Genomic DNA, 20,118 nt, shown 5'->3' on the forward strand with positions numbered 1-20,118 from the left:
AAGTCTTACACCAACGGTGTTTCCATACCAGTTCTATTTATTATTTTGGGGGCAGCTAAATCGATTAACTAATGAAAAAAGCCGTTACCCTCTTCCTGTTGTTACTAGCAGGCGTGACTACATTTGCGCAGGCGCCTTTACATGTAATGACCTTTAACATCAGGATGAATACCCCAAACGACAGCCTGAATGCATGGCCACTCAGAAAAGATAAATTGGCCTCCACTGTGCAATTCTACAATATTAACATACTGGGTGTACAAGAAGCCCTGGACGATCAAATGCAGGATCTTCGCCAGTTATTACCAGGATACAAATCTATTGGTGTGGGTCGTGATGATGGAAAAACAAAAGGAGAATATTCCGCTATTTTCTATGATCCATCCCGACTCCAATTACTTGATCAGCAAACATTCTGGCTGTCTGAAACGCCGGCTGTGCCTGGTAGTAAAGGTTGGGATGCCGCCATTACGCGTATTGTTACCTGGGGAAAATTCAAGGATAAACAAACCGGTAAAGTGTTCTATCATTTCAATACTCACTTCGATCATATGGGTAAAATCGCAAGAAGAGAAAGTGCAAAGTTATTACTGCAAAAAGTACATGATATCGCAGGAAAAATACCCGCTATCGTTACCGGAGATTTCAATGCCACTCCTGATGATGAACCAATTCGTGTAGTCACTGACGTTAATAACACCTTACATCTGACAGATAGCAAGGCTATTTGTAAAACGCCACACTTCGGTCCTGTAGGCACTTTCAACGGATGGGAAGCTGGAGAAACAGAACCTGCTCCGATTGATTACATTTTCTTGAAAGGGAATTTCGAAGTACTGAAACATGCCACCATTTCAGAGACATGGGGCGGTAGATATGCTTCAGATCACTTTTCTGTATTTTCTGTAATTAATATCAAATAAAATAATGGAGGTTGTTTCAAAGGACATTCATCATTGTCGTACCAATGAAACAACCTCCTTGCATTATGAATTATTAGTCGTGCGTATGTTCAACTGACATACTGCTTTCAACAGCTCCGGCAAGCTTGTCGTGTAAGTTGGAATTCATATCTATATTGATCACCAGTTTTCCGGAATCGAAGGAACCGGTGAAATCTCCGATCTGCAGTTTGCTCAACGCCAAGTCCATATTCACCTGGAGTTTCCCTTTCCATATTACGCTGCTGTCACTTACAACAACGTCTTTACCTTGGGCTTTCAGTTCAATCACTCCTGACAACTGGATATCCATAGGGATCGTTTTTCCATCCCAAGTCAAGCGACCTTTTAAAATAACAGCAGGATCTTTTTTATCTCCTTTTACTTGAGCAAATACTTTTACTTGTTGATAAGTACCCACTGGCACTTTGATAGCGCCCAATGCACCTGGTACTTTCAGCAGATCGATATATCTGTCTGTAGTGAGTTTGAAGGATACTTGATCTTTTCCTCTTTTCGCTTCAAAGCGAATTTCTTTCAATCTGGCAGCAGCGGTATCCCAGGTAATGTCGAAGCGGCCTGAGCTGGCTTTAGCCATGGACGCATCTCCTGTAACAGCGGCCAGTCTGCCCGTTGCGTCGGCGGAAAGAGCGGTAGTACTACTAACATTTTCGAATTCGTAGTTAACACTCGCCGCATTTTTTTCATCCAGTTTTGGTTGATCGGATTGTGTCATGTCTTTGCTGCAAGCGGCGAACATCGTCGTGAAAAGGCCTGCTACAGCTAGCAAATAAAGATGTCTGGTTCTCATTTGATATGGTTTTAATAAAATCTTAAGTGGTTAACAGCAGTAAAAATAAAGAAGAAATTCGGAAAAAAAATAGCAACATAATTAATTTAAAAAGAAATATCCGATAACGTTAGACGTTATCGGATATTCATATGAAACGCAGTCTACTCCTGAGTTTGCTTAATTCGTGTAGGCGTATCCGTGCCATTCACAATACTCACGGAACTGGTCGCGATCGCTTGAATAATGGCGGTAATATTAGACATATCCAGTGTACTTACTTCATCTCCTACGGTATGATAGTACTTATCTTTATCAATCTGCGTAGTAGAAATAGTATGAGCAGGCACTCCCAAACGAGCCAGGGTAGCGTTATCTGAGCGATAGAATAAATTTTGCTCCGGATAAGGATCAGGATAAAATTTAAACGTAGAACCGTTCAAGTTATTCTGCAGAATTTTTCCAAAATCAGATTTTTCATACCCTGTAATGAATGCACTGTTTCTTCCGAATTTGGATTCCTTACCAATCATTTCGATATTAAACATCGCTACAACCTTGTTGGGATCTAACTTGCGGGAGAAATACTGGGAACCATGTCCACCACTTTCTTCACCAGTGAATGCAACGAAGATGATAGATCGTGTTGGTTTCTTTCCATTGAAATAATTGGCTAATTCAATAACTGCGGTGGTTCCGGAAGCATCATCATCCGCACCATTTGCAATAGAGTCTTTTGCGTTAGCGCTAGGTATTACACCCAGGTGATCATAGTGCGCGCTGAATACTACATACTCATTAGGTTTTGTAGTACCGCGAATCATCCCTACAATATTTACAAAAGGAGTTTCCTTGATAATTCTTTGTGCTTTTATCTCCCAATTATCTGTTGCTGCTACTGGTTCATTCTCCAGTATTACCGCCATACTGTACGGTGTTTCCAGCGGTTCCACATTATCAATATCAGCAGGGTCATTATAGAACTTTTCTGACACGCCCATTTTTACATACGACTGATATTTGCTGAGTGATGAATCCAGCCACAATACAGTGTTCTGTTTCAGTTTACCAACACTCCGCATCATGCCGAATAATTGGGATGGGGTCTTAACATGCATCTCCCGAATAGTAGCAGTATCTTTTTTCCAGTCGATATTTCTGCCTTTACCAACGATAATCACTTCCAAATTTTTTGGGGTGCCGTTGATGGTAATAGAAGAGCTGTTTTCGATAAGCTGATATTTTTTAAATTCTTGTCGGTAAGTCGTGTTACCTTCCAGTGGCAGGAGTTTCGCTTTCCCAAACTCATCTTCAATAAATTTAGCGGCTTTTAATGCGCCTGGGGTTCCGGGTTGACGGCCCATCATGTCGTCATCGGCGAGGGTAGAAACGATGCGTTTCACTTCTTTTTCTTTGATAACCTGTGCATAGGCGCTATAACCGGATAAAGCACAAGTAAGCAGGAGTAAGATTGATTTTTTCATGCGTAGAGCGTGTTTTCTTTGTTGGCTGAGGTTTTGCAGCAAGTGAAATTACCACTTTCCAATTGATTCCAGTAACCCATAATTTTCCAAGCGCTTTTCAGTACTTTTGGGTTCATCGAAGATATGTCCAATCAACATTTAAGACCAGACGAGAACAGGCTCAGTGCCGCTGAGAAAGAGTTCGAAAATAGTATTCGTCCGCGGGAGATCATTGATTTCTCGGGGCAGGATCAGATTATCGAAAACCTGAAGGTCTTCATCAAGGCAGCAAAAATGCGTGGTGAAGCCCTGGACCATGTACTATTTCACGGCCCTCCCGGCCTGGGAAAAACGACCCTTTCCCGCATCGTTGCGAATGAAATGGGTGTAAACATCAAGGAAACTTCCGGACCAGTGATTGAAAAACCTGGGGACTTGGCGGGATTGCTCACCAACTTGGAAGAGCGGGATGTGCTTTTTATTGATGAGATACACCGACTCAGCACCGTAGTGGAAGAGTATTTATATTCCGCTATGGAGGATTACCGTATCGATATTATGATTGATTCGGGGCCTAGTGCCAGGTCTATTCAATTGAACCTGATGCCGTTTACGCTGATAGGCGCCACTACTCGTTCTGGGCTGTTAACCGCTCCTTTATTATCTCGTTTTGGTATTAAATCCAGGCTAGAATACTATACAGCAGGCACTTTACAGAAAATCATCTGGAGAGCAGCCGGATTATTGAATACGAAAATTACTTCTGACGCTGCCGGGGAGATAGCCAGGCGTTCCAGGGGAACGCCTCGTATTGCAAATGGATTGCTGCGCAGGGTAAGGGATTTTGCCCAAGTAATGGGAAATGGTACTATTGATCTAGAAATTGCGCAATTCAGTCTGAAAGCCCTGAATGTAGATGAATACGGCCTGGATGAAATGGATAATCGCATTCTGCAAGTGATCATAGAGAACTTCAAAGGTGGTCCGGTAGGTATTACCACTATTGCTACGGCTGTAGGGGAAGAAGCGGGTACGCTGGAAGAAGTATATGAGCCATTCCTTATACAAGAGGGCTTTATCAAACGTACTCCCCGAGGAAGGGAAGTAACCGAGAAAGCATATACGCATTTAGGGAAGACACCATTCCGTACTGGTGGCAATTTACTTTTCTGAGTATAACAACAAGAGACTATATAAAACAAAAGAAGTGACGTCTGCGACGTCACTTCTTTTGTTTTATCTTTTTCGACAGGCAGGAGAGTCCTACTCTTTCACTACCAGGCGGAAGCCATTTCCGTGAATATTGACAATTTCAATATTAGAATCGTCTTTCAGGTATTTGCGCAATTTGGCGATATATACGTCCATACTGCGACCATTGAAGTAAGTATCGCTGCCCCAGATCTTCTTCAGCGCTAGCTCTCTTGGGAGCAGGTCATTCTTATGTTCACAGAGCATATGCAGCAATTCATTTTCCTTCGGTGATAAAGTATGAGAATCGCCATTGCGCGTCAAAGTACGCAGCCTGGAATTGAATTCATAAGAGCCAATTTTAAACTCATGTTGTTCTTCTTCCTTGCTATGTAGTTCCTGGTTGCGTTTGAGGATAGCTTTGATCTTCAGCAGCAACAGTTCACTATCGAATGGTTTGGAGATATAATCGTCGGCGCCCAGTTTATAACCTTGGATGATATCTTCCTTCATGGTTTTAGCGGAGAGGAAGAACAGGGGGATATCCGGATCTACATCACGGATTTCTTCGGCCAGTTTGAAACCATCCATATTGGGCATCATGATGTCCAGCAGGCAGATGTCAAATTTTTCACGACGGAAGGCCGCCAGCGCCAGGATGCCGTCCCTGCAGAGCTCCACATCATAATCGTTCAGCTCCAGGTAGTTTTTCAATACCATACCCAGGTTGGTATCATCCTCTGCCAGTAATATTTTCGGTTTACGTTCTTCCATAATCATAAAGGGTTGATTATAACAAATATAAAGTTTTTCTGCGGAGCGAAAGGTCGTAAAAATCCTGACGCGGAGTCCGAAAAAAATTGTTAAAACTGCGCTCAGCGCGCTGTTATAACGCAGATATATACACGAAAGTTCTGTTAGCGCTCTTTGATAAGGGAAGTAAGCGGATGGCGCAGATTGCCGTAGTTTATCATGTCTACCACTACGCTACCAACAGAAATAGGGCTTTCTATACGCAAAGGGATCTTATTGCCATCGTCGCTCACCCAAACAGTCATTTTCTCACCACCTTCAAATACATTCCCCTTGATCAGCAAGGGTTTGAACTTAATGGCCCGGAAAGTACCGAATTTGGTCTTGATGTTTTCTTTCCCCAGATATCTCACGTAGATATTGTACACTTGGTCATCTAGGAACATCGCAAAGGGGATTTTATCGCCTTCATTGTATTTGGAGAAATCGATATTCCTAGCGTAATAGATGGAACTGATAACATCCTGTACACATGGAGGAACCGTAAAAGTACCGTTAGTACTGATGGCTTGGTGAGCGGCCTGGTTGAAAACAACGTTATTGTAGATTTTATACCCGCCTTCATTCACATTGCGAAGGAACTTCAGCGGCTGTAATGTAGCCGTGTCTATAAAAGTTTCATAACGATCCCGCACTTTAAAGAACCAGTCATAAGCCTTATAGGTTTTACCTTCCCCTACGATATGGAAAACATCGCGGTTGGCAAATCTCTCCAGGCTACAGTTAAAGGTAGCTTCGCCGGCACCAATGAACATTTTTCCGAGGGCATAGAATACTTTCAGGGTGATCGTTTCACCGGCTTTAAAACTGCTATTGCGGATAGAGCAGAAGTCGGTCTGCGCTTGAGTGGGGCGTATACAGGTTAAGCTAATGATGATGAGTAACAAATACCGCATTGCAAGAGTCTATTTTTCCTTAATTATTTTAACTCCCAGCAGGAGCACTGTTCCAGCGATAGCAGGGAGAAAGAGGTTGATTAACCAAATTCCGCCTGTGGCTGCAAGGATAGCTACTTCGTTGGAACTGAGCAAACCGAGGAAGAAGATACTTACTTTTCCGCGAACTCCAAGTTCAGCAATGGCAATAGTCGGAACAACAGCCATTACAAGGTAAATCACACTGTTGAGCAGGAAGGCCTGCCACCACAAAAACTCCACACCTAATGCGTCCAGCAAAATCAAATACTGTGCCGAGAAGACCAGGTAACGGAAGGCTGAAAGCAGCAACAGATAACGCAATTGGCTAGGGGAATATCCCACAATAATCTGAACAAAAATGCTGAGTTTGCGCAACCATCTCACTTTCTTAAATACAGCCAGAATTAACCTTAGCCGAAAATATAACAATATCGTCAGGGCACAAATAATTACCAACACCCCCAGCACAAAATCCCCCCAAAAATCGGGGTTCAGATACCTGGAACCATCTCTGGGAGCGAGGTTATGAATATAGTAAAACAAGCCAATTAACCCAAAGATAACAGTTACTATCAACTGGCTGAAACTCCCCACAATGGTGGCGGCTATGGCTTTTAACTTGTTATGGTTCTGGAGATAAAGTACCCTTCCACCGTATTCGCCTATACGATTAGGCGTATTGATAGAGATGGAAACGCCTGAAAGAATGGCGCTGAAAGCCTTGATAAAAGAGATTTTTTCCAAGGGGCGCACCAACATCTGCCACTTACGGGCCTCAAATCCCCAGTTAAAAAACATCAATACTACTACTAGAAAAATACCCGTCCAGCCTTTCTGGTGCAGGGATTCGCGCATCTGCCGGAATGATTCGTCCAAGTTATCCCGGTGGGTTACCTGTGCATAAATAGAATAGCCTAACCAGATGAAAAGGGTTATACCTAATGCGTAATTGAGAATTATTTTGGTATTTTTGTTCAGATTAATAAGTTTTGGCAAAAATAACCTGTGGTTGGCAAACAAATCGAAAATAATTCTGGGCATTGACCCTGGAACCCTTGTAATGGGCTATGGCCTTATCTTGGCTGAAGGGAAAAAAGTCAGTCTTATTGAGATGGATGTGCTAAAATTGTCAAAGCATAAAGATCACTATGAGCGCTTACAATTGATACATGCTAGTGTTGGAGACCTCATTAAAGCCCATAAACCAGATTGTTTTGCAATTGAAGCTCCGTTTTTCGGGAAGAACGTTCAGAGTATGTTGAAGCTGGGTCGAGCCCAGGGAGTAGCCATCGCTACAGCCATGCACGCAGGACTTCCCGTTACAGAGTATTCCCCCAAAAAAGTTAAACAATCCGTTACGGGTAATGGTAATGCTGATAAAGAACAGGTTTGGCTAATGTTACAACGTATCCTGAAAATCACCAGCCGTCCTGATTACTTTGATGCAACAGATGCCCTAGCAGTCGCAGTATGTCATTTCTATCAGGAAAGCAATCCACTGGCAGGCCTCACGAAGTCAAAAGGTTGGGAACAATTTCTACAGCAACACCCCGAAAGAATCGTTCGTTAGAAAAGCATATTTCATAAATTCCAAAATTGTAGTTACTTTGTTGCAAATCGGTCATTGCTAAAAACATCGCCACTTAGCCATGATCCCAGCCTTATCAGGTTGTCTATGAAAAAGTACTATCCGCTGTTACGCTTCGGCTGTGCAGCTGCAATTGTTATAATAATCAGCATCTAGGAGATATGAAAGCGAGAATCTTATTAGTGGAAGACGATCAGTACATCGGCGCAGCAACTAAGAAAAGATTGGAGGAGGCAGGGTATGATGTTGTGCACAGTATTGACGGCCAGGCCGCCTGGGAACAGTTCCAGTCCCGCACATTCGATATCTGCCTGCTGGATGTTGTAATGCCCAAGAAAGACGGGCTTGCACTTGCTGAACAGATTAGGAGAGTAAACGACCATGTCCCTATTTTGTTTCTGACCTCCAAAAACGAGAAAGAAGACAGAATTAAGGGCCTTCGCACTGGTGCAGATGACTACATCAGCAAACCATTCAGCATGCAGGAATTGATCCTGCGCATTGAAGTATTCCTGAAAAGAACCAGGAATCAAACTGTCGAAAAATCAAATACTTTCCACATTGGCAAACTGACATTCGATTACGAAGACCTCAGATTGTACACCGCGGAAGGTGACATTTCTATTTCTCTAACACAAAAAGAAGCGGAATTACTCCTCTATCTCTGCAATAATCCCAATAAGACCTTAAAGAGAGAGGATATTCTGGCCAATGTGTGGGGAAAGGACGACTATTTCCTGGGTCGTAGCATGGACGTGTTCATCACAAAACTCAGGAAACACTTTAAGTCCGACCCTCACATCAGACTCGAAACCCTGCACGGTGTAGGCTTCCGCTTCAATGTACCCACGTCTAAATAAAATTACAGTCGAGCCGTAATCGCCTGCTGTATCTCTTCAAATTCCGCAGGTGATAGCTTCAGTTTACTCCTGGAAAAATTCATATCATCTGCAGAATTGATAGGTATCAGATGCATATGCGCATGCGGTACTTCCAAACCTACCACACTCACCCCTATACGATTACAAGGAATCACTGATTCAATGGCATGTGCAATCGGCTTGGCAAATAACAGCCACTCCTGCAACAAGTCGTCCGATACATCGAAAAACTTGTCCGTCTCCACTTTAGGGATCACCAACGTATGCCCCTTTACCAACGGAAATATATCCAGAAAGGCGTAAAAATGATCATTCTCTGCAATCTTATAGCTGGGTATCTCCCCACGGATTATTTTGGAAAAGATGGTCATATGGTTTCGTTATTAGCCAATAAAAAAGGGTCTTGCTATCGCAAGACCCCGTAAATATCGTTAAAAACCGCCATGCTTATGCGGAGATATCTTCAATTTTGAATTTTATTTGACCATTAGGCGCCTGTACCTCTGCAATGTCTCCAACCTGTTTGCCCAGCAGACCTTTCCCAATTGGGGAAGTAACGGAAATTTTTCCGGCCTTCAGGTCTGCTTCAGTCTCTGAAACCAGTTGATATGTAACGGTTTTTTTGTTAGCTACATTTGTGATTGTCACTTTACACAAAATTGAGACTTTGGAAGTGTCAATAGAATCGGCCTCCACAATGCGTGCTGTCGCAATCGCATTCTCCAACACAGCAATCTTAGCTTCGTGTAACCCCTGTGCTTCCTTGGCGGCATCATATTCGGCATTCTCCTTCAAGTCACCCTTTTCCCTTGCTTCCGCAATGGCCTTTGCGATCTCTGAACGTCCTTTGGTTTTAAGTACGTTCAGCTCGTTTCTCATCTGATCAAGAGTTTCTTTAGTAACGTAATTTACGCCAGACATAACCTGCTGTATTTTATTGGTTATAAGAAAAAAAAATCAACGCCTCCACTTGCATGGAAGCGTTGTTTTTCTGGTTTACAGCAAATATACTGAAAATTCTTTAAGAAAAATAATTTACCTTTTCGATACAAATATATTGAAAATCAACTATTTATATCAAATTACCACAACCGTTGCAGTTGCTTACAAAATGTTCAGCTTTTCCAATACTACCCGTGGCATACGAATACTCGCTTCATGCGAATAACCCGCTATATGAGGCGTTACTACCACATTCGGCGCAGCCAGGAAAAATGCTAACTGCTCCTTCTCTTCTGCTGTATAGGTATCCAGCTTTTCATTCTCTAATACATCCAAACATGCTCCCTGCACCCGGCCATCCTGTAAGGCGGCCATCAGATCAGCATTATTCACCAACTTCCCACGCGCCGTATTCATAAACCATATCGGACGCGCAAATGAACGAAAGAAGGCACTGTTAGCAATATGACGCGTTTCATCTGTCAGCGGTAAATGCAAACTCACAATATCCGCATCACGGAAGATCTCTTCCAGACTCACTTCTTTTACTGCCGCAGTACCAAAACCTTTATGGTACTTGTCATATGCAATAATATTCACACCAAAACCTGCCAGCTTTTTCGCGAAGGTACTTCCAGTATGCCCATAACCAATAATAGCTACGGTCTTACCTCCTAGCTCCCAGGCGCGGTTTCCATCCCGCTCCCAGATGCCCTTACGCAGCTCCAGGTTACTTTTTAATATATTATGCATTAATGCCAACAACATCCCTACTGCCTGCTCTCCTACCGGATCACGGTTACCTTCCGGACTGCTGACACAATGAATCCCTTTGCTTTCTGCATAGGCAACATCGATCAGTTCCATACCGGAGCCTAACCGACCTATCCACTGCAAATTGCGGGCATGATCAATTATTTGTTTGTCGACACGGATTCTCGTGGTTACAATAAGACCTACACAGGCTGGAATCTCGGCATGGACTTCTTCATATGTAATTGCCGGCAGATATACAGGCTCAAATCCTTTGGCCTCCAGTTGATCAATCAGGTAGGGATGAACTTTCGCGGTAATTAATACTTTCCTGCTCATATCATCTTATGTGATAAGGCTGCAAAATCCGCTACAGTAAGCTCTTCTGCGCGCTTACTGAATATAGGGTCTTGCAGTGTTTCTTTGGTAAATAGCGGTTTAAGCGGATTCCTCAACTGCTTCCGACGCTGCCCAAATGCGGTTTTTACCAACACCCGGAATTTACGCTCTGAAGCCACATCCGCTGGTTGCTCCAGGCGAGTGAGACGGATAACGGCCGACTTCACCTTCGGCGGCGGATTGAAGCAGTTTTCATGCACTTCAAACAAGTATTCAATCTTGTAATAAGCCTGCAACAATACACTGAGGATACCATAATCCTTATTCCCATGAGACGCTGCCAATCGGAGGGCAACCTCTTTCTGGAACATACCCACAATTACATCTACATGCTGGCGCCAATCCAACACTTTGAACATAATCTGGGAGGAAATATTATAAGGGAAATTACCTATCAAGCGGAAAGGTCCTTCAAAAGGCAACTCTGCATCCAAGATGCTCACATTGATCAACTTCCCCTTAATGTCTGGGTAAGTCTTCTCTAAATACTGCACCTTCTCAGTGTCCAGCTCAATAGCTTTAAAGTGTATGCCGGGAATCTGTAGCAGATACTTGGTAATGGCTCCCCCACCGGGGCCCACTTCCAGCACCTGCTGGCCTTCTATTACAGGTAAGGACTCAACTATTTTCCTGCAGATGTTCTCGTCAGTCAGGAAATGCTGACCCAATGATTTCTTTAGTGTATACATGACTGAACCTCAAAGATAGCTAAAAGCTCGTTATCAGGGTTCATAAAACCTGATGACTGAAAGCTTACGGGTTTCTCTTATCTTTGTCCATTATTGACGCTTAACAGCATGAGTACTCCCAACATGAACAAACCGGTAATTGGCATCACTGTAGGTGATATAAACAGTATTGGCGCAGAAATCATTATCAAAACCTTTCTGGACAACAGAATGATGGAATTCTGTACGCCAGTTATCTTCGCGTCCAATAAAACCATCAACTTCTACCGAAAGCTGATGAATGAAAACAATTTCAATTACCAGTCTATTAAAGACTTTACCCGCCTGAACCATAAACAGGTAAACGTCTATAACTGCTGGGAAGAAGAAGTACAGATTACTCCTGGTGTGCTAAATGAAGTCGGTGGCAAATACGCTGCCCGCGCCCTCGAAGTAGCGATCCAATGCCTGAAAGATGGTTACATCGCCGGACTGGTAACAGCTCCTATCCATAAGAATAATATCCAAAGCGAAAAATTCAACTATACTGGCCATACACCATACCTCCGCGATGCCTTTGGCGCGAAGGATGTACTGATGTTTATGACTGCCGATAACATGCGTGTTGGTCTATTGACAGAACATGTGCCTATCGCGGAAGTACCAAAATATATAACCAAAGAAAATATCCTGGCCAAGCTAGCAATGATGAAAGACAGCCTGATCAAGGATTTTGGTATCGACAAACCTAGAATCGCGGTACTAGGATTAAACCCTCACGCCGGCGACGATGGCCTGATCGGCATGGAGGAAATCAATGTAATCGCTCCTGCTATCAAACAGGCGAACAACAGCGGTATCCTGGCTTTCGGCCCATATAGCGCTGATGCTTTCTTTGCGCGTGAAATGTATGCGCAGTTTGATGGCGTACTCGCTATGTATCACGATCAGGGTCTCATTCCATTCAAATCCCTCGCCAGTGGCGAAGGTATCAACTATACTGCGGGTCTTTCTATTGTTAGGACTTCTCCAGATCATGGCACCGCCTTCGATATCGCCGGTAAGAATATTGCTGATCCAGGCTCCTTCAGACAGGCCATCTTCACCTGCCTGGACATCCTGGAACAACGCGAACGCTATGCCGACAACACGAGAAATCCACTGAAGAAAATGGAACTCGCGTCTGAATAAATCATTTATGCACTTACATAACAAATCCCGTCCAACATACGCTGGACGGGATTTTTTTATTATCAACCTTAAAACAAATAGTTATTTACCCTGCGCTTTTTCTAACAGTGAGCGGGTATAAGCCTCTCCCCATTTAGGATCCAGCGTACCTGCAGGTTTGAAAGCAGCGAATTTCTGTAATGCCAGTTCAAAGGTAGTTTTAGCTTTTTCTTTGCTACCACCAAACTGTTCTGGAGTAAAGAGCAAAGATTGTCCTTGCAGTAAGTATACACGCGGATTCTCAGGGTTAAATGATTTTGCTTCTTCTAATGCTGCTGCGGCTATTGGTCCGTATTGCTGGCCACGTGTCATAGGGTCCACTTTCAGTCTTGCTGTTGCTACCAGTGATTTGATACAAGCGATTTCAGAGTTCTTAGGACTCATCTGTTCTGCTTTGGTAAGATCAGCTTCCGCTTGATCTGCCAGTCCATCCACTTTGTTTCTGTCCATGGTCATCAGGGCATTCATCACATTGCAATAAGCGGCGTAATAGTAAGGTTGCCACTGTGTCTTTTCTGCATCCGCAATACGTTCAAACAGGGCAGCTTTCTCTGTCATCGCTGCTGGGGTGAAGGCTGCACTGGTTTCCAGTTCAGCAATATTTTTGCTCATTACTTGCTCATATTGTGCACTTTGAGCCATAGTAGCGGAATATAATCCGGCAATCATCAGAAAAGATAAAAAGAAGCGTTTCATATTGTATTGATTTAAAGGAGAGATTTAAAGATTATTAATAACATCCTGACGTCTGTCTATACCGAAGTTCATAAACATTCCCAGGTAAATAAAGCGGGGTACATTCGGTGTAATCTCTGACCGGCGCATGCCATCGGTACTATAACGATAGCCAAATACCTGTTTGTTGCCAAGTACATTCGTTACTTGGAATACAATGACAGTAAATGCCTTACGGATAGAGGTCAGATAGCTAATGCTGGCGCCTACTGAATTATAGGTGATCGTTCTATCAGTCATGAACTTATCCACAGGCTGATTAGGATTGTAGTAAGGTCTTCCGCTTGCAAAGCTGTACGTCAAACCCACATTCGTACTCAGTTTGGTGATCATATATTTCGTTACCAAACTGGCAGTATGATTCGCCGCAAAATCTGGCTGTACTTTGTAGGGATAATTCAGATAGTTGCGTTTGGTATCCAGGTAAGAATAAGACACCCAGTAATCCAAGCCTTTTATGGTTCTACGGTCTCTCCAGAACAATTCAAATCCCTGCGCATAGCCGTTACCGTTATTGCTGTAATCAGGTACCGTTTTCACCAGATTTTTGTACTGCTTATAGTATAATTCTGTGCGGAAGGTATAATCATTACTCATCACCTGGTAAGTAGCAATGTAATGGGTGGCTTTCATATATTCCAGCGACCTGTCGTAGCGAATGTACTGTGGTTCTGGCTTCTGATAATAATCGCCGTAAGCGATGGACACTTGGCTATGAACACCCGTTCTATATCCCAGGTATGCCCTGGGCGCAAAATTCATCTTACCGAGTACGGAAGAATATTCCGCACGACCACCAAATCTACCTACCAGGCTACGAGTAAAGAAGATATCTGTTTCAGCGAAAGCAGCAGCATAGTTATCGGCATAATTCAAATTATATTGGTTAAAAGCAGACCTTTCAGCAACATACTGATATTCGCCACCAAAGCGCAGTGCAGAGTAAAGTCCCAATCCTTTGGTCAGCATCACTTTCATTTGTGTAAGGTCAGAACCTATGCCAATATTGGATTCCAGCGGATACTTCGGCAACGTGTCTGTCTTAATTCTGTCTTTATTGGTACTGAAAGATGCGCCTGCAAAGAGTTTCCAGTCGTGACCCAGGCTTTCTTTGTAAGTCAGGTTTGTGTAGACATTGTTATTTCGAACCTGATAAGACTCTTTATTCCCCGGATATTCCAGGCTGTTATAGGAAAAGCCCATATTACTCCAGTTGGCATAACCGTAGAATTTCAGCATGCCGGTTTTAGAGGTTTTGAGACGGAAATTCGCAGAAGTACCGATGATTTCTGGTCCGAGGTTCACCTCCTGCTTAGGTTTCACTACGTTGAAATAAGGAGCCAAGTTGGTATAGTCTGCCTCCAGACCGAAAGAAGACTTTTTATCCTTTGCCAAGCTTTCTAGGCCGCCACTGGCGCCGATCACAGAAACGCCCACAGAAGAAGAAGACCGGGTAGGTAGATCATTAGACTCCAGGATCAAGGCAGAAGAAAGACCTTGTCCGTATTGAGCGGAGTAGCCACCACTGCTGAAAGTAGTTCCTTTAAACAGGAATGGGGAGAAACGTCCGCGTCCTGGCATATCTGGTAAACCGCTGTAGAAAGGGTTTCTTACCAGCATCCCATCAATCACCGTTTGTGTTTCGTAGCCTGTACCACCGCGTACAAAGAGACCTTCGCGGTCGTTGGTTTGCTGTGTACCTGGCAACGTTTTGATCGCATTTACGATATCGGCGCCTGCACCTGCAGTAGTCACAATATCCAATGGTTTCAATACCGTATTCTTCTTTTCGTCGCTGGCTTCAAAGCTACCTGCTGAGATAGTTACCACTTTCAGGGCATTGGCCGCGCTTTTCATCACTATGTTCAACTGTTGATCCGTTGCAGTATTGACTTTCATTTCCATTGGCTGATAACCATTCAGCGTAGCAAAGAGTGTCAGTTCGCCGGTATTTGAGGGAGAGAAGGAGAAAGTACCATCCGCTTGCGTAACGGCTCCGTCGTAGGAGTCTTTAATGGCAATGTTTACACCTGCCAGCGGATGTTTTTTTGTATCGGTGACTTTACCGGAAATGCGGACTTGTGCAGACAGCAACGCCGGAAAGAGAATAGTTAAGATTAGAAGTCGGTTGAATAAAAACATATCTATAGGGGATGATTTACATGTCAAAAGTAGAGTGGTTTGCAACCACGGCAAAAGAACAAGGGAGATATTCGGTCAAATTGACCGGAAAATCAGGGCACTTTACCGATGCTGCCTTTACCAGCCTACATTTCGAGCGAAACGTGTCTCCCTAAAACTGAAAAAAACTGGGTAATAAAAGCCGATGGAGTATCGGTGAAATTTCCGAAAAAAGGGGTTAGAAAGGCGCTATAAACAGAAGAGACTGTATCAAAAACAGAAAGAGACGTCCGCGACGTCTCTTTCTGTTTTTATCTTTTTCGTCATTCCTGCCCTGCGGGCAGGAACGACAGGAGAGTTGTTGAAGATTATGCAAATCTAGCTTTCAGTTCATTTGCCAGGGCAACCATTTTCTTCAGACCGTCTTCAGGCAGATTACCTTTTTTGAACTCGGTCAATACATCTGGCAGGCGAACTTCCATTTCGTTATGGAAAGCTTCTTCGAATGCTTTCACTTGTTTAACAGGAACTTCACGCAGCAGACCGTTGGTACCCAGGTAGATGATAGCCACTTGTTTTTCCACTGGCAGTGGAGAGAACTGAGGCTGTTTCAGGATTTCCACGTTACGCTGACCTTTGTCGATAACGGCTTTGGTAGCAGCATCGAGGTCACCACCGAATTTGGAGAAGGCTTCCATCTCACGATATTGTGCCTGGTCCAGTTTCAGGGTACCGGATACTTTCTTCATGGATTTGATCTGAGCGTTACCACCCACGCGGCTTACAGAGATACCTACGTTGATCGCAGGACGGATACCGGCGTTGAACAGGTTACCTTCCAGGAAGATCTGACCATCGGTGATGGAGATTACGTTGGTAGGGATATAAGCAGATACGTCAGAAGCTTGTGTTTCGATGATAGGCAATGCTGTCAGGGAACCACCACCTTTAACCAGGTGTTTGATAGATTCTGGCAGGTCGTTCATCTGGCGAGCGATCTCATCTTTGTTGATGATTTTCGCAGCGCGCTCGAGCAAACGGCTATGCAGGTAGAATACGTCACCTGGATAAGCTTCACGGCCTGGAGGACGTTTCAGCAGCAGGGACACCTCACGGTAAGCAACCGCCTGTTTAGACAGATCATCATAAACGATCAGTGCAGGACGACCGCTATCACGGAAGAACTCACCAATTGCAGCACCAGCGAATGGAGCATAGAACTGCAGTGGAGCAGGATCAGAAGCGTTAGCAGCTACGATAGTAGTGTAAGCCATAGCGCCTGCTTCCTGTAAAGTTTTCATTACACCAGCAACGGTAGATGCTTTCTGACCGATTGCTACGTAAATGCAATATACTGGTTTGCCAGCTTCGAAGAATTCTTTCTGGTTGATGATGGTATCGATACAGATAGCAGTTTTACCTGTCTGACGGTCACCGATCACCAACTCACGTTGACCACGACCGATAGGAATCATAGCGTCGATCGCTTTAACACCTGTCTGCAGTGGTTCTTTTACTGGTTCACGGAACAGAACGCCTGGTGCTTTACGCTCCAGTGGCATTTCGTACAGTTCGCCAGTGATAGGGCCTTTACCATCGATTGGTTCACCCAATGTATTTACAACGCGACCAATCATACCTTCACCTACGTTGATAGATGCGATCTGTTTAGTACGGCGTACTTTATCACCTTCTTTAATGCCTGTTGATTCACCCATCAATACCACACCTACGTTATCCTCTTCCAGGTTCAGTGCAATTGCTCTAACGCCATTGCTGAACTCAACCAGTTCACCGTAACCAACGTTACCCAAACCGTAAATGCGGGCGATACCATCACCCACTTGCAGTACTGTACCTACCTCTTCCAGGCTGGCGTCAGCATTGAAGTTGCTTAACTGCTGGCGTAATATCGCCGAAATTTCATCAGGTTTAATACCAACCATAATTATGATTTTTAAAAAGAGTCGTTAGAGTAAATTAAAGTAACGACAACAGCTTTGCGTGTACGCAGCGGCTGCTGTATTTTTAACGTATCTCAGATACGTAAATATTCTTATTGAATTGTTGTTTCAGATTCTTCAGTTCATTTGCAACAGAAGCATCGTACAACTGATCCTGTGCTTCCAGCACGAAACCACCGATCAGCTCAGGATTTACCTTAGCTTCCAGTTGAACTTGCTGGTTACCGTTAGCTACTTTCTGTTGGATCATGTCCAGTGTAGCTTGTTCCATAGGAACGGCGGTAGTAATTTTTACAGTTTTAATGTTTTTGATCACATTATACTGTTTGCCAAATTCCACGGCAATCTCAGGCAGGAAACTTTCGCGGCCTTTGGTCACCAGTAATTTGATGAACAACTGCGTGGTTAAATTCACACGGCTATTCAGAACGGCGTCGAGGATTTTCTGCTTAGCATCAGCCTTGATGATCGGGCTTTTGAGCAGCAGTACCACGTCGCGGTTTGATTTCATCACCTGTTGTAAAAACAGCATATCGGTATGCACTTCTTCCAGTTGATTCTTTTCGAGAACCAGGTCTATCAATGATTTTGCATATCGGGATGCTAAACGGGGATTCTGCATATTGCTTATCGCTTTAGCTTTTCACCAACTTGTTTAGAGCGGGTGTAGAGTCAGATTCTTAATTCAGTTTGATTTCCTGTGCCAGTTGTTTTACGTAACCTTCTTGTGCTGATTTATCAGACAATTCTTTTCTCAGTACTTTTTCAGCTACTTCGATAACGAGGTTACCTACCTGGTTTTTCACATCCGTTAACGCAGCCATTTTCTGGTTTTCGATAGCGGTGTAAGCTTCAGAGATGATCTTTTTAGCTTCAGCCTGAGCTTGTGCTTTAGCTTCGCTGATGATCTGATCTTTAGCTTCTTTAGCTTCTTTCAGGATTTTGCTTCTTTCAGCTTTTGCTTCAGCCAACACGTGTTCGTGTTCTGCTTTCATCTGCGCCATTTCTTCTTTCACTCTTTCAGCAGAAGCGATAGAATCAGCAATGGAACCTTCCCTTTCTTTCAGAACTGCCAGGATTGGAGTCCATGCGAATTTCTTTAGGACAAGGAATACAATAACAAAGATGACAAAAGAGATAATAAATAAGCCGACCGCTGGTATCAACAGATCCATATTACGAGGATTTAATTAGTTTTTGATTGGAAAGATTACTGCATCCTTTGCCCTGTGCTCCAGATGCAGTAAAGAGTTTGGCTTACATAACTACCGCCAGCAGACCAGCGATTACACCGAAGAGGGCAACACCCTCTACCAGCGCAGCTGCCAGGATCATGTTTGCACGGATGTCATTTGCAGCTTCTGGCTGACGAGCGATAGATTCCAGAGCGCTCTTACCGATGTTACCAACACCAATACCAGCCGCGATAGCAGCGATACCAGCACCGATAGCACCACCAGCTTTAGCTAAACCTGAAGCAGACGCAGCAGCTTCAGCAGCAGCTTGCATTAAAACAGTTGAAAGTGCCATAATGAATATGTATTTGAATTTAAAATAAACAAGTTAATTAGTGATGTGCAGCGTGTGCATCATCGTGATCATGTCCGCCTTCCATCGCTTGACCGATAAATACTGCAGTCAGCGTAGCGAAGATGAACGCCTGGATAAAGGCAACCAGTAATTCCAACATCATCATTACGATGTTGAATACGATGGTGATAGGCAGGAAGCCATAACCAGCAACTGGTTTCAGACCGCCAAATATAAATACCAGGGAAATGATACTCAGAATGATAATGTGACCTGCCAAGATGTTGGCGAAAAGTCGGATAGCCAGTGAAACAGGCTTAGTGAACACACCAATCAGCTCTACCGGCGCCAGGATAATTTTCACACCACCAGGTACTGGAGGGTTGAAGATGTGACCCCAGAAATGCTTGTTGGTGCTGATCATGATCGCAACGAAGGAGATGATAGCCAGTGCTCCAGTTACTGCGATGTTACCAGTTACGTTAGCAGAACCTGGCAACAGCCCCATCAGGTTGAGGATGAGGATAAAGAAGAAAATAGTCAGAATGAATGGAGTGTATTTCTCAGCAGCTTTGCCAGGAATGTTTGGCTTTACCACTTCGTCTCTCATGAAGATAATCACCGGCTCTACTACGCTCTGGAAACCTTTAGGCGCTTTCTTGCTACCACGGGTTTTGTAAGCTTTCGCTACGTTCAGCATCATCCAAACCAGCAGGATAGCTGCAATGATCATGGAAGTGATGTTCTTGGTGATAGAGAAATCATAGATTTTAGCACCAGTAGGATTGTGCTGCTCATCTACCGCGATGATAGTGCCAGTAGGAAATTTATCCTGAGCCAGACCTTTCTCTTCACGGTAATGCTCTGTTACGATCATGTATCCGTCTACCGCCTCATGACCATGATGGAAAGCAGAAGACATAAATGCAGAAGTTCCCTTTGCTGGATTGTAGATGATCACAGGCAATGGAATAGATATAGGCTGTTCACCCCAATCCATAAAGTGCCAGTCATGGGCATCCTTTACGTGTCCAAGAATTACTTCTTTTGCATCGAAGCCCTTTTTCGCTTCTTTCTTCTCTTCGGTATGATGAGCAGTAGCATGCTCGCCACCTTCATTATTTACCGCTGCAGAAGCAGAATTACCAAAACTGTGAAGGACTAACGCCATCACAAGTGCTACCATACTATG

Annotated in this window: 21 protein-coding genes; 5 read left to right on the forward strand and 16 right to left on the reverse strand. The window is 43.8% G+C overall.

What is annotated here, in order from left to right:
- Positions 1–71: 71 nt before the first annotated feature.
- Positions 72–923: an endonuclease/exonuclease/phosphatase family protein gene (locus JO154_RS16500; RefSeq protein ID WP_291947492.1), complete on the forward strand. Its 852-nt coding sequence runs from the start codon at positions 72–74 to the stop codon at positions 921–923.
- A 73-nt stretch (positions 924–996) separates the two neighbouring features.
- Here the strand turns inward: JO154_RS16500 and JO154_RS16505 are convergent, their stop codons facing one another.
- A complete protein-coding gene (locus JO154_RS16505) occupies positions 997–1,752 on the reverse strand; it encodes a hypothetical protein (protein ID WP_291947495.1) in 756 nt (251 codons plus the stop codon).
- Positions 1,753–1,895: 143 nt separating this feature from the next.
- On the reverse strand, positions 1,896–3,215 hold the full coding sequence (locus tag JO154_RS16510; protein WP_291947497.1) for a M28 family peptidase: 1,320 nt from the start codon (positions 3,213–3,215) through the stop codon (positions 1,896–1,898).
- A 123-nt stretch (positions 3,216–3,338) separates the two neighbouring features.
- Between JO154_RS16510 and ruvB the strand changes: the two genes are divergently transcribed.
- On the forward strand, positions 3,339–4,367 hold the full coding sequence (gene ruvB, locus JO154_RS16515) for a Holliday junction branch migration DNA helicase RuvB (RefSeq protein ID WP_291947498.1): 1,029 nt from the start codon (positions 3,339–3,341) through the stop codon (positions 4,365–4,367).
- 90 nt (positions 4,368–4,457) lie between these two features.
- Here ruvB and JO154_RS16520 read toward each other — a convergent pair whose 3' ends face one another.
- The 3 genes from JO154_RS16520 to JO154_RS16530 all read right to left on the reverse strand — a co-directional run bounded on the left by JO154_RS16520 (position 4,458) and on the right by JO154_RS16530 (position 7,111).
- Positions 4,458–5,159, reverse strand: a complete 702-nt coding sequence (locus tag JO154_RS16520) for a response regulator transcription factor (RefSeq protein ID WP_111591708.1) — start codon at positions 5,157–5,159, stop codon at positions 4,458–4,460.
- A gap of 143 nt (positions 5,160–5,302) precedes the next feature.
- On the reverse strand, positions 5,303–6,094 hold the full coding sequence (locus JO154_RS16525; RefSeq protein WP_291947499.1) for a DUF3108 domain-containing protein: 792 nt from the start codon (positions 6,092–6,094) through the stop codon (positions 5,303–5,305).
- A 9-nt stretch (positions 6,095–6,103) separates the two neighbouring features.
- Entirely contained in the window at positions 6,104–7,111 is a 1,008-nt protein-coding gene (locus JO154_RS16530) for a lysylphosphatidylglycerol synthase transmembrane domain-containing protein (protein WP_291947500.1), read from the reverse strand.
- A 13-nt stretch (positions 7,112–7,124) separates the two neighbouring features.
- On the opposite strand from JO154_RS16530, the gene ruvC reads away from it, so the two are divergent.
- On the forward strand, positions 7,125–7,685 hold the full coding sequence (gene ruvC, locus JO154_RS16535) for a crossover junction endodeoxyribonuclease RuvC (RefSeq protein WP_291947501.1): 561 nt from the start codon (positions 7,125–7,127) through the stop codon (positions 7,683–7,685).
- Positions 7,686–7,864: 179 nt separating this feature from the next.
- Positions 7,865–8,563, forward strand: coding sequence for a response regulator transcription factor (locus JO154_RS16540; RefSeq protein ID WP_291947502.1), 699 nt, complete (start codon positions 7,865–7,867; stop codon positions 8,561–8,563).
- 2 nt (positions 8,564–8,565) lie between these two features.
- Here the strand turns inward: JO154_RS16540 and JO154_RS16545 are convergent, their stop codons facing one another.
- The 4 genes from JO154_RS16545 to rsmA all read right to left on the reverse strand — a co-directional run bounded on the left by JO154_RS16545 (position 8,566) and on the right by rsmA (position 11,367).
- Positions 8,566–8,955 carry an HIT family protein gene (locus tag JO154_RS16545; RefSeq protein ID WP_291947503.1) on the reverse strand — a complete coding sequence of 130 codons (390 nt, stop codon included), beginning with the start codon at positions 8,953–8,955 and terminating at the stop codon, positions 8,566–8,568.
- A 76-nt stretch (positions 8,956–9,031) separates the two neighbouring features.
- The gene (gene greA, locus JO154_RS16550; protein WP_291947504.1) at positions 9,032–9,505 is read right to left on the reverse strand and encodes a transcription elongation factor GreA; all 474 of its coding nucleotides are present in this window, start codon (positions 9,503–9,505) and stop codon (positions 9,032–9,034) included.
- Between the two features lie 183 nt (positions 9,506–9,688).
- Positions 9,689–10,618, reverse strand: coding sequence for an NAD(P)-dependent oxidoreductase (locus JO154_RS16555; protein ID WP_291947505.1), 930 nt, complete (start codon positions 10,616–10,618; stop codon positions 9,689–9,691).
- Positions 10,615–11,367, reverse strand: a complete 753-nt coding sequence (gene rsmA / locus JO154_RS16560; protein ID WP_291947507.1) for a 16S rRNA (adenine(1518)-N(6)/adenine(1519)-N(6))-dimethyltransferase RsmA — start codon at positions 11,365–11,367, stop codon at positions 10,615–10,617. Before rsmA ends, JO154_RS16555 begins: the two co-directional genes overlap by 4 nt.
- Positions 11,368–11,475: 108 nt before the next feature.
- On the opposite strand from rsmA, the gene pdxA reads away from it, so the two are divergent.
- On the forward strand, positions 11,476–12,537 hold the full coding sequence (gene pdxA / locus JO154_RS16565) for a 4-hydroxythreonine-4-phosphate dehydrogenase PdxA (protein ID WP_291947509.1): 1,062 nt from the start codon (positions 11,476–11,478) through the stop codon (positions 12,535–12,537).
- 81 nt (positions 12,538–12,618) lie between these two features.
- Here pdxA and JO154_RS16570 read toward each other — a convergent pair whose 3' ends face one another.
- The 7 genes from JO154_RS16570 to atpB form a co-directional block, all read right to left on the reverse strand.
- Positions 12,619–13,272: a hypothetical protein gene (locus JO154_RS16570; protein WP_291947511.1), complete on the reverse strand. Its 654-nt coding sequence runs from the start codon at positions 13,270–13,272 to the stop codon at positions 12,619–12,621.
- Positions 13,273–13,296: 24 nt separating this feature from the next.
- Entirely contained in the window at positions 13,297–15,453 is a 2,157-nt protein-coding gene (locus tag JO154_RS16575) for a TonB-dependent receptor (RefSeq protein ID WP_291947512.1), read from the reverse strand.
- A gap of 347 nt (positions 15,454–15,800) precedes the next feature.
- Positions 15,801–17,378, reverse strand: coding sequence for a F0F1 ATP synthase subunit alpha (gene atpA / locus JO154_RS16580; RefSeq protein WP_291947514.1), 1,578 nt, complete (start codon positions 17,376–17,378; stop codon positions 15,801–15,803).
- An 82-nt stretch (positions 17,379–17,460) separates the two neighbouring features.
- Positions 17,461–18,018, reverse strand: coding sequence for an ATP synthase F1 subunit delta (gene atpH, locus JO154_RS16585; protein ID WP_291947516.1), 558 nt, complete (start codon positions 18,016–18,018; stop codon positions 17,461–17,463).
- Between the two features lie 58 nt (positions 18,019–18,076).
- Complete coding sequence (gene atpF / locus JO154_RS16590; protein WP_291947518.1) at positions 18,077–18,571, reverse strand: F0F1 ATP synthase subunit B; 495 nt, start codon at positions 18,569–18,571, stop codon at positions 18,077–18,079.
- Between the two features lie 82 nt (positions 18,572–18,653).
- Complete coding sequence (atpE, locus tag JO154_RS16595) at positions 18,654–18,926, reverse strand: ATP synthase F0 subunit C (RefSeq protein ID WP_291947521.1); 273 nt, start codon at positions 18,924–18,926, stop codon at positions 18,654–18,656.
- 37 nt (positions 18,927–18,963) lie between these two features.
- Positions 18,964–20,112: a F0F1 ATP synthase subunit A gene (gene atpB / locus JO154_RS16600; protein ID WP_291947523.1), complete on the reverse strand. Its 1,149-nt coding sequence runs from the start codon at positions 20,110–20,112 to the stop codon at positions 18,964–18,966.
- Positions 20,113–20,118: the final 6 nt, after the last annotated feature.

The organism is Chitinophaga sp. (genome assembly GCF_019236475.1).
Classification (GTDB): domain Bacteria; phylum Bacteroidota; class Bacteroidia; order Chitinophagales; family Chitinophagaceae; genus Chitinophaga.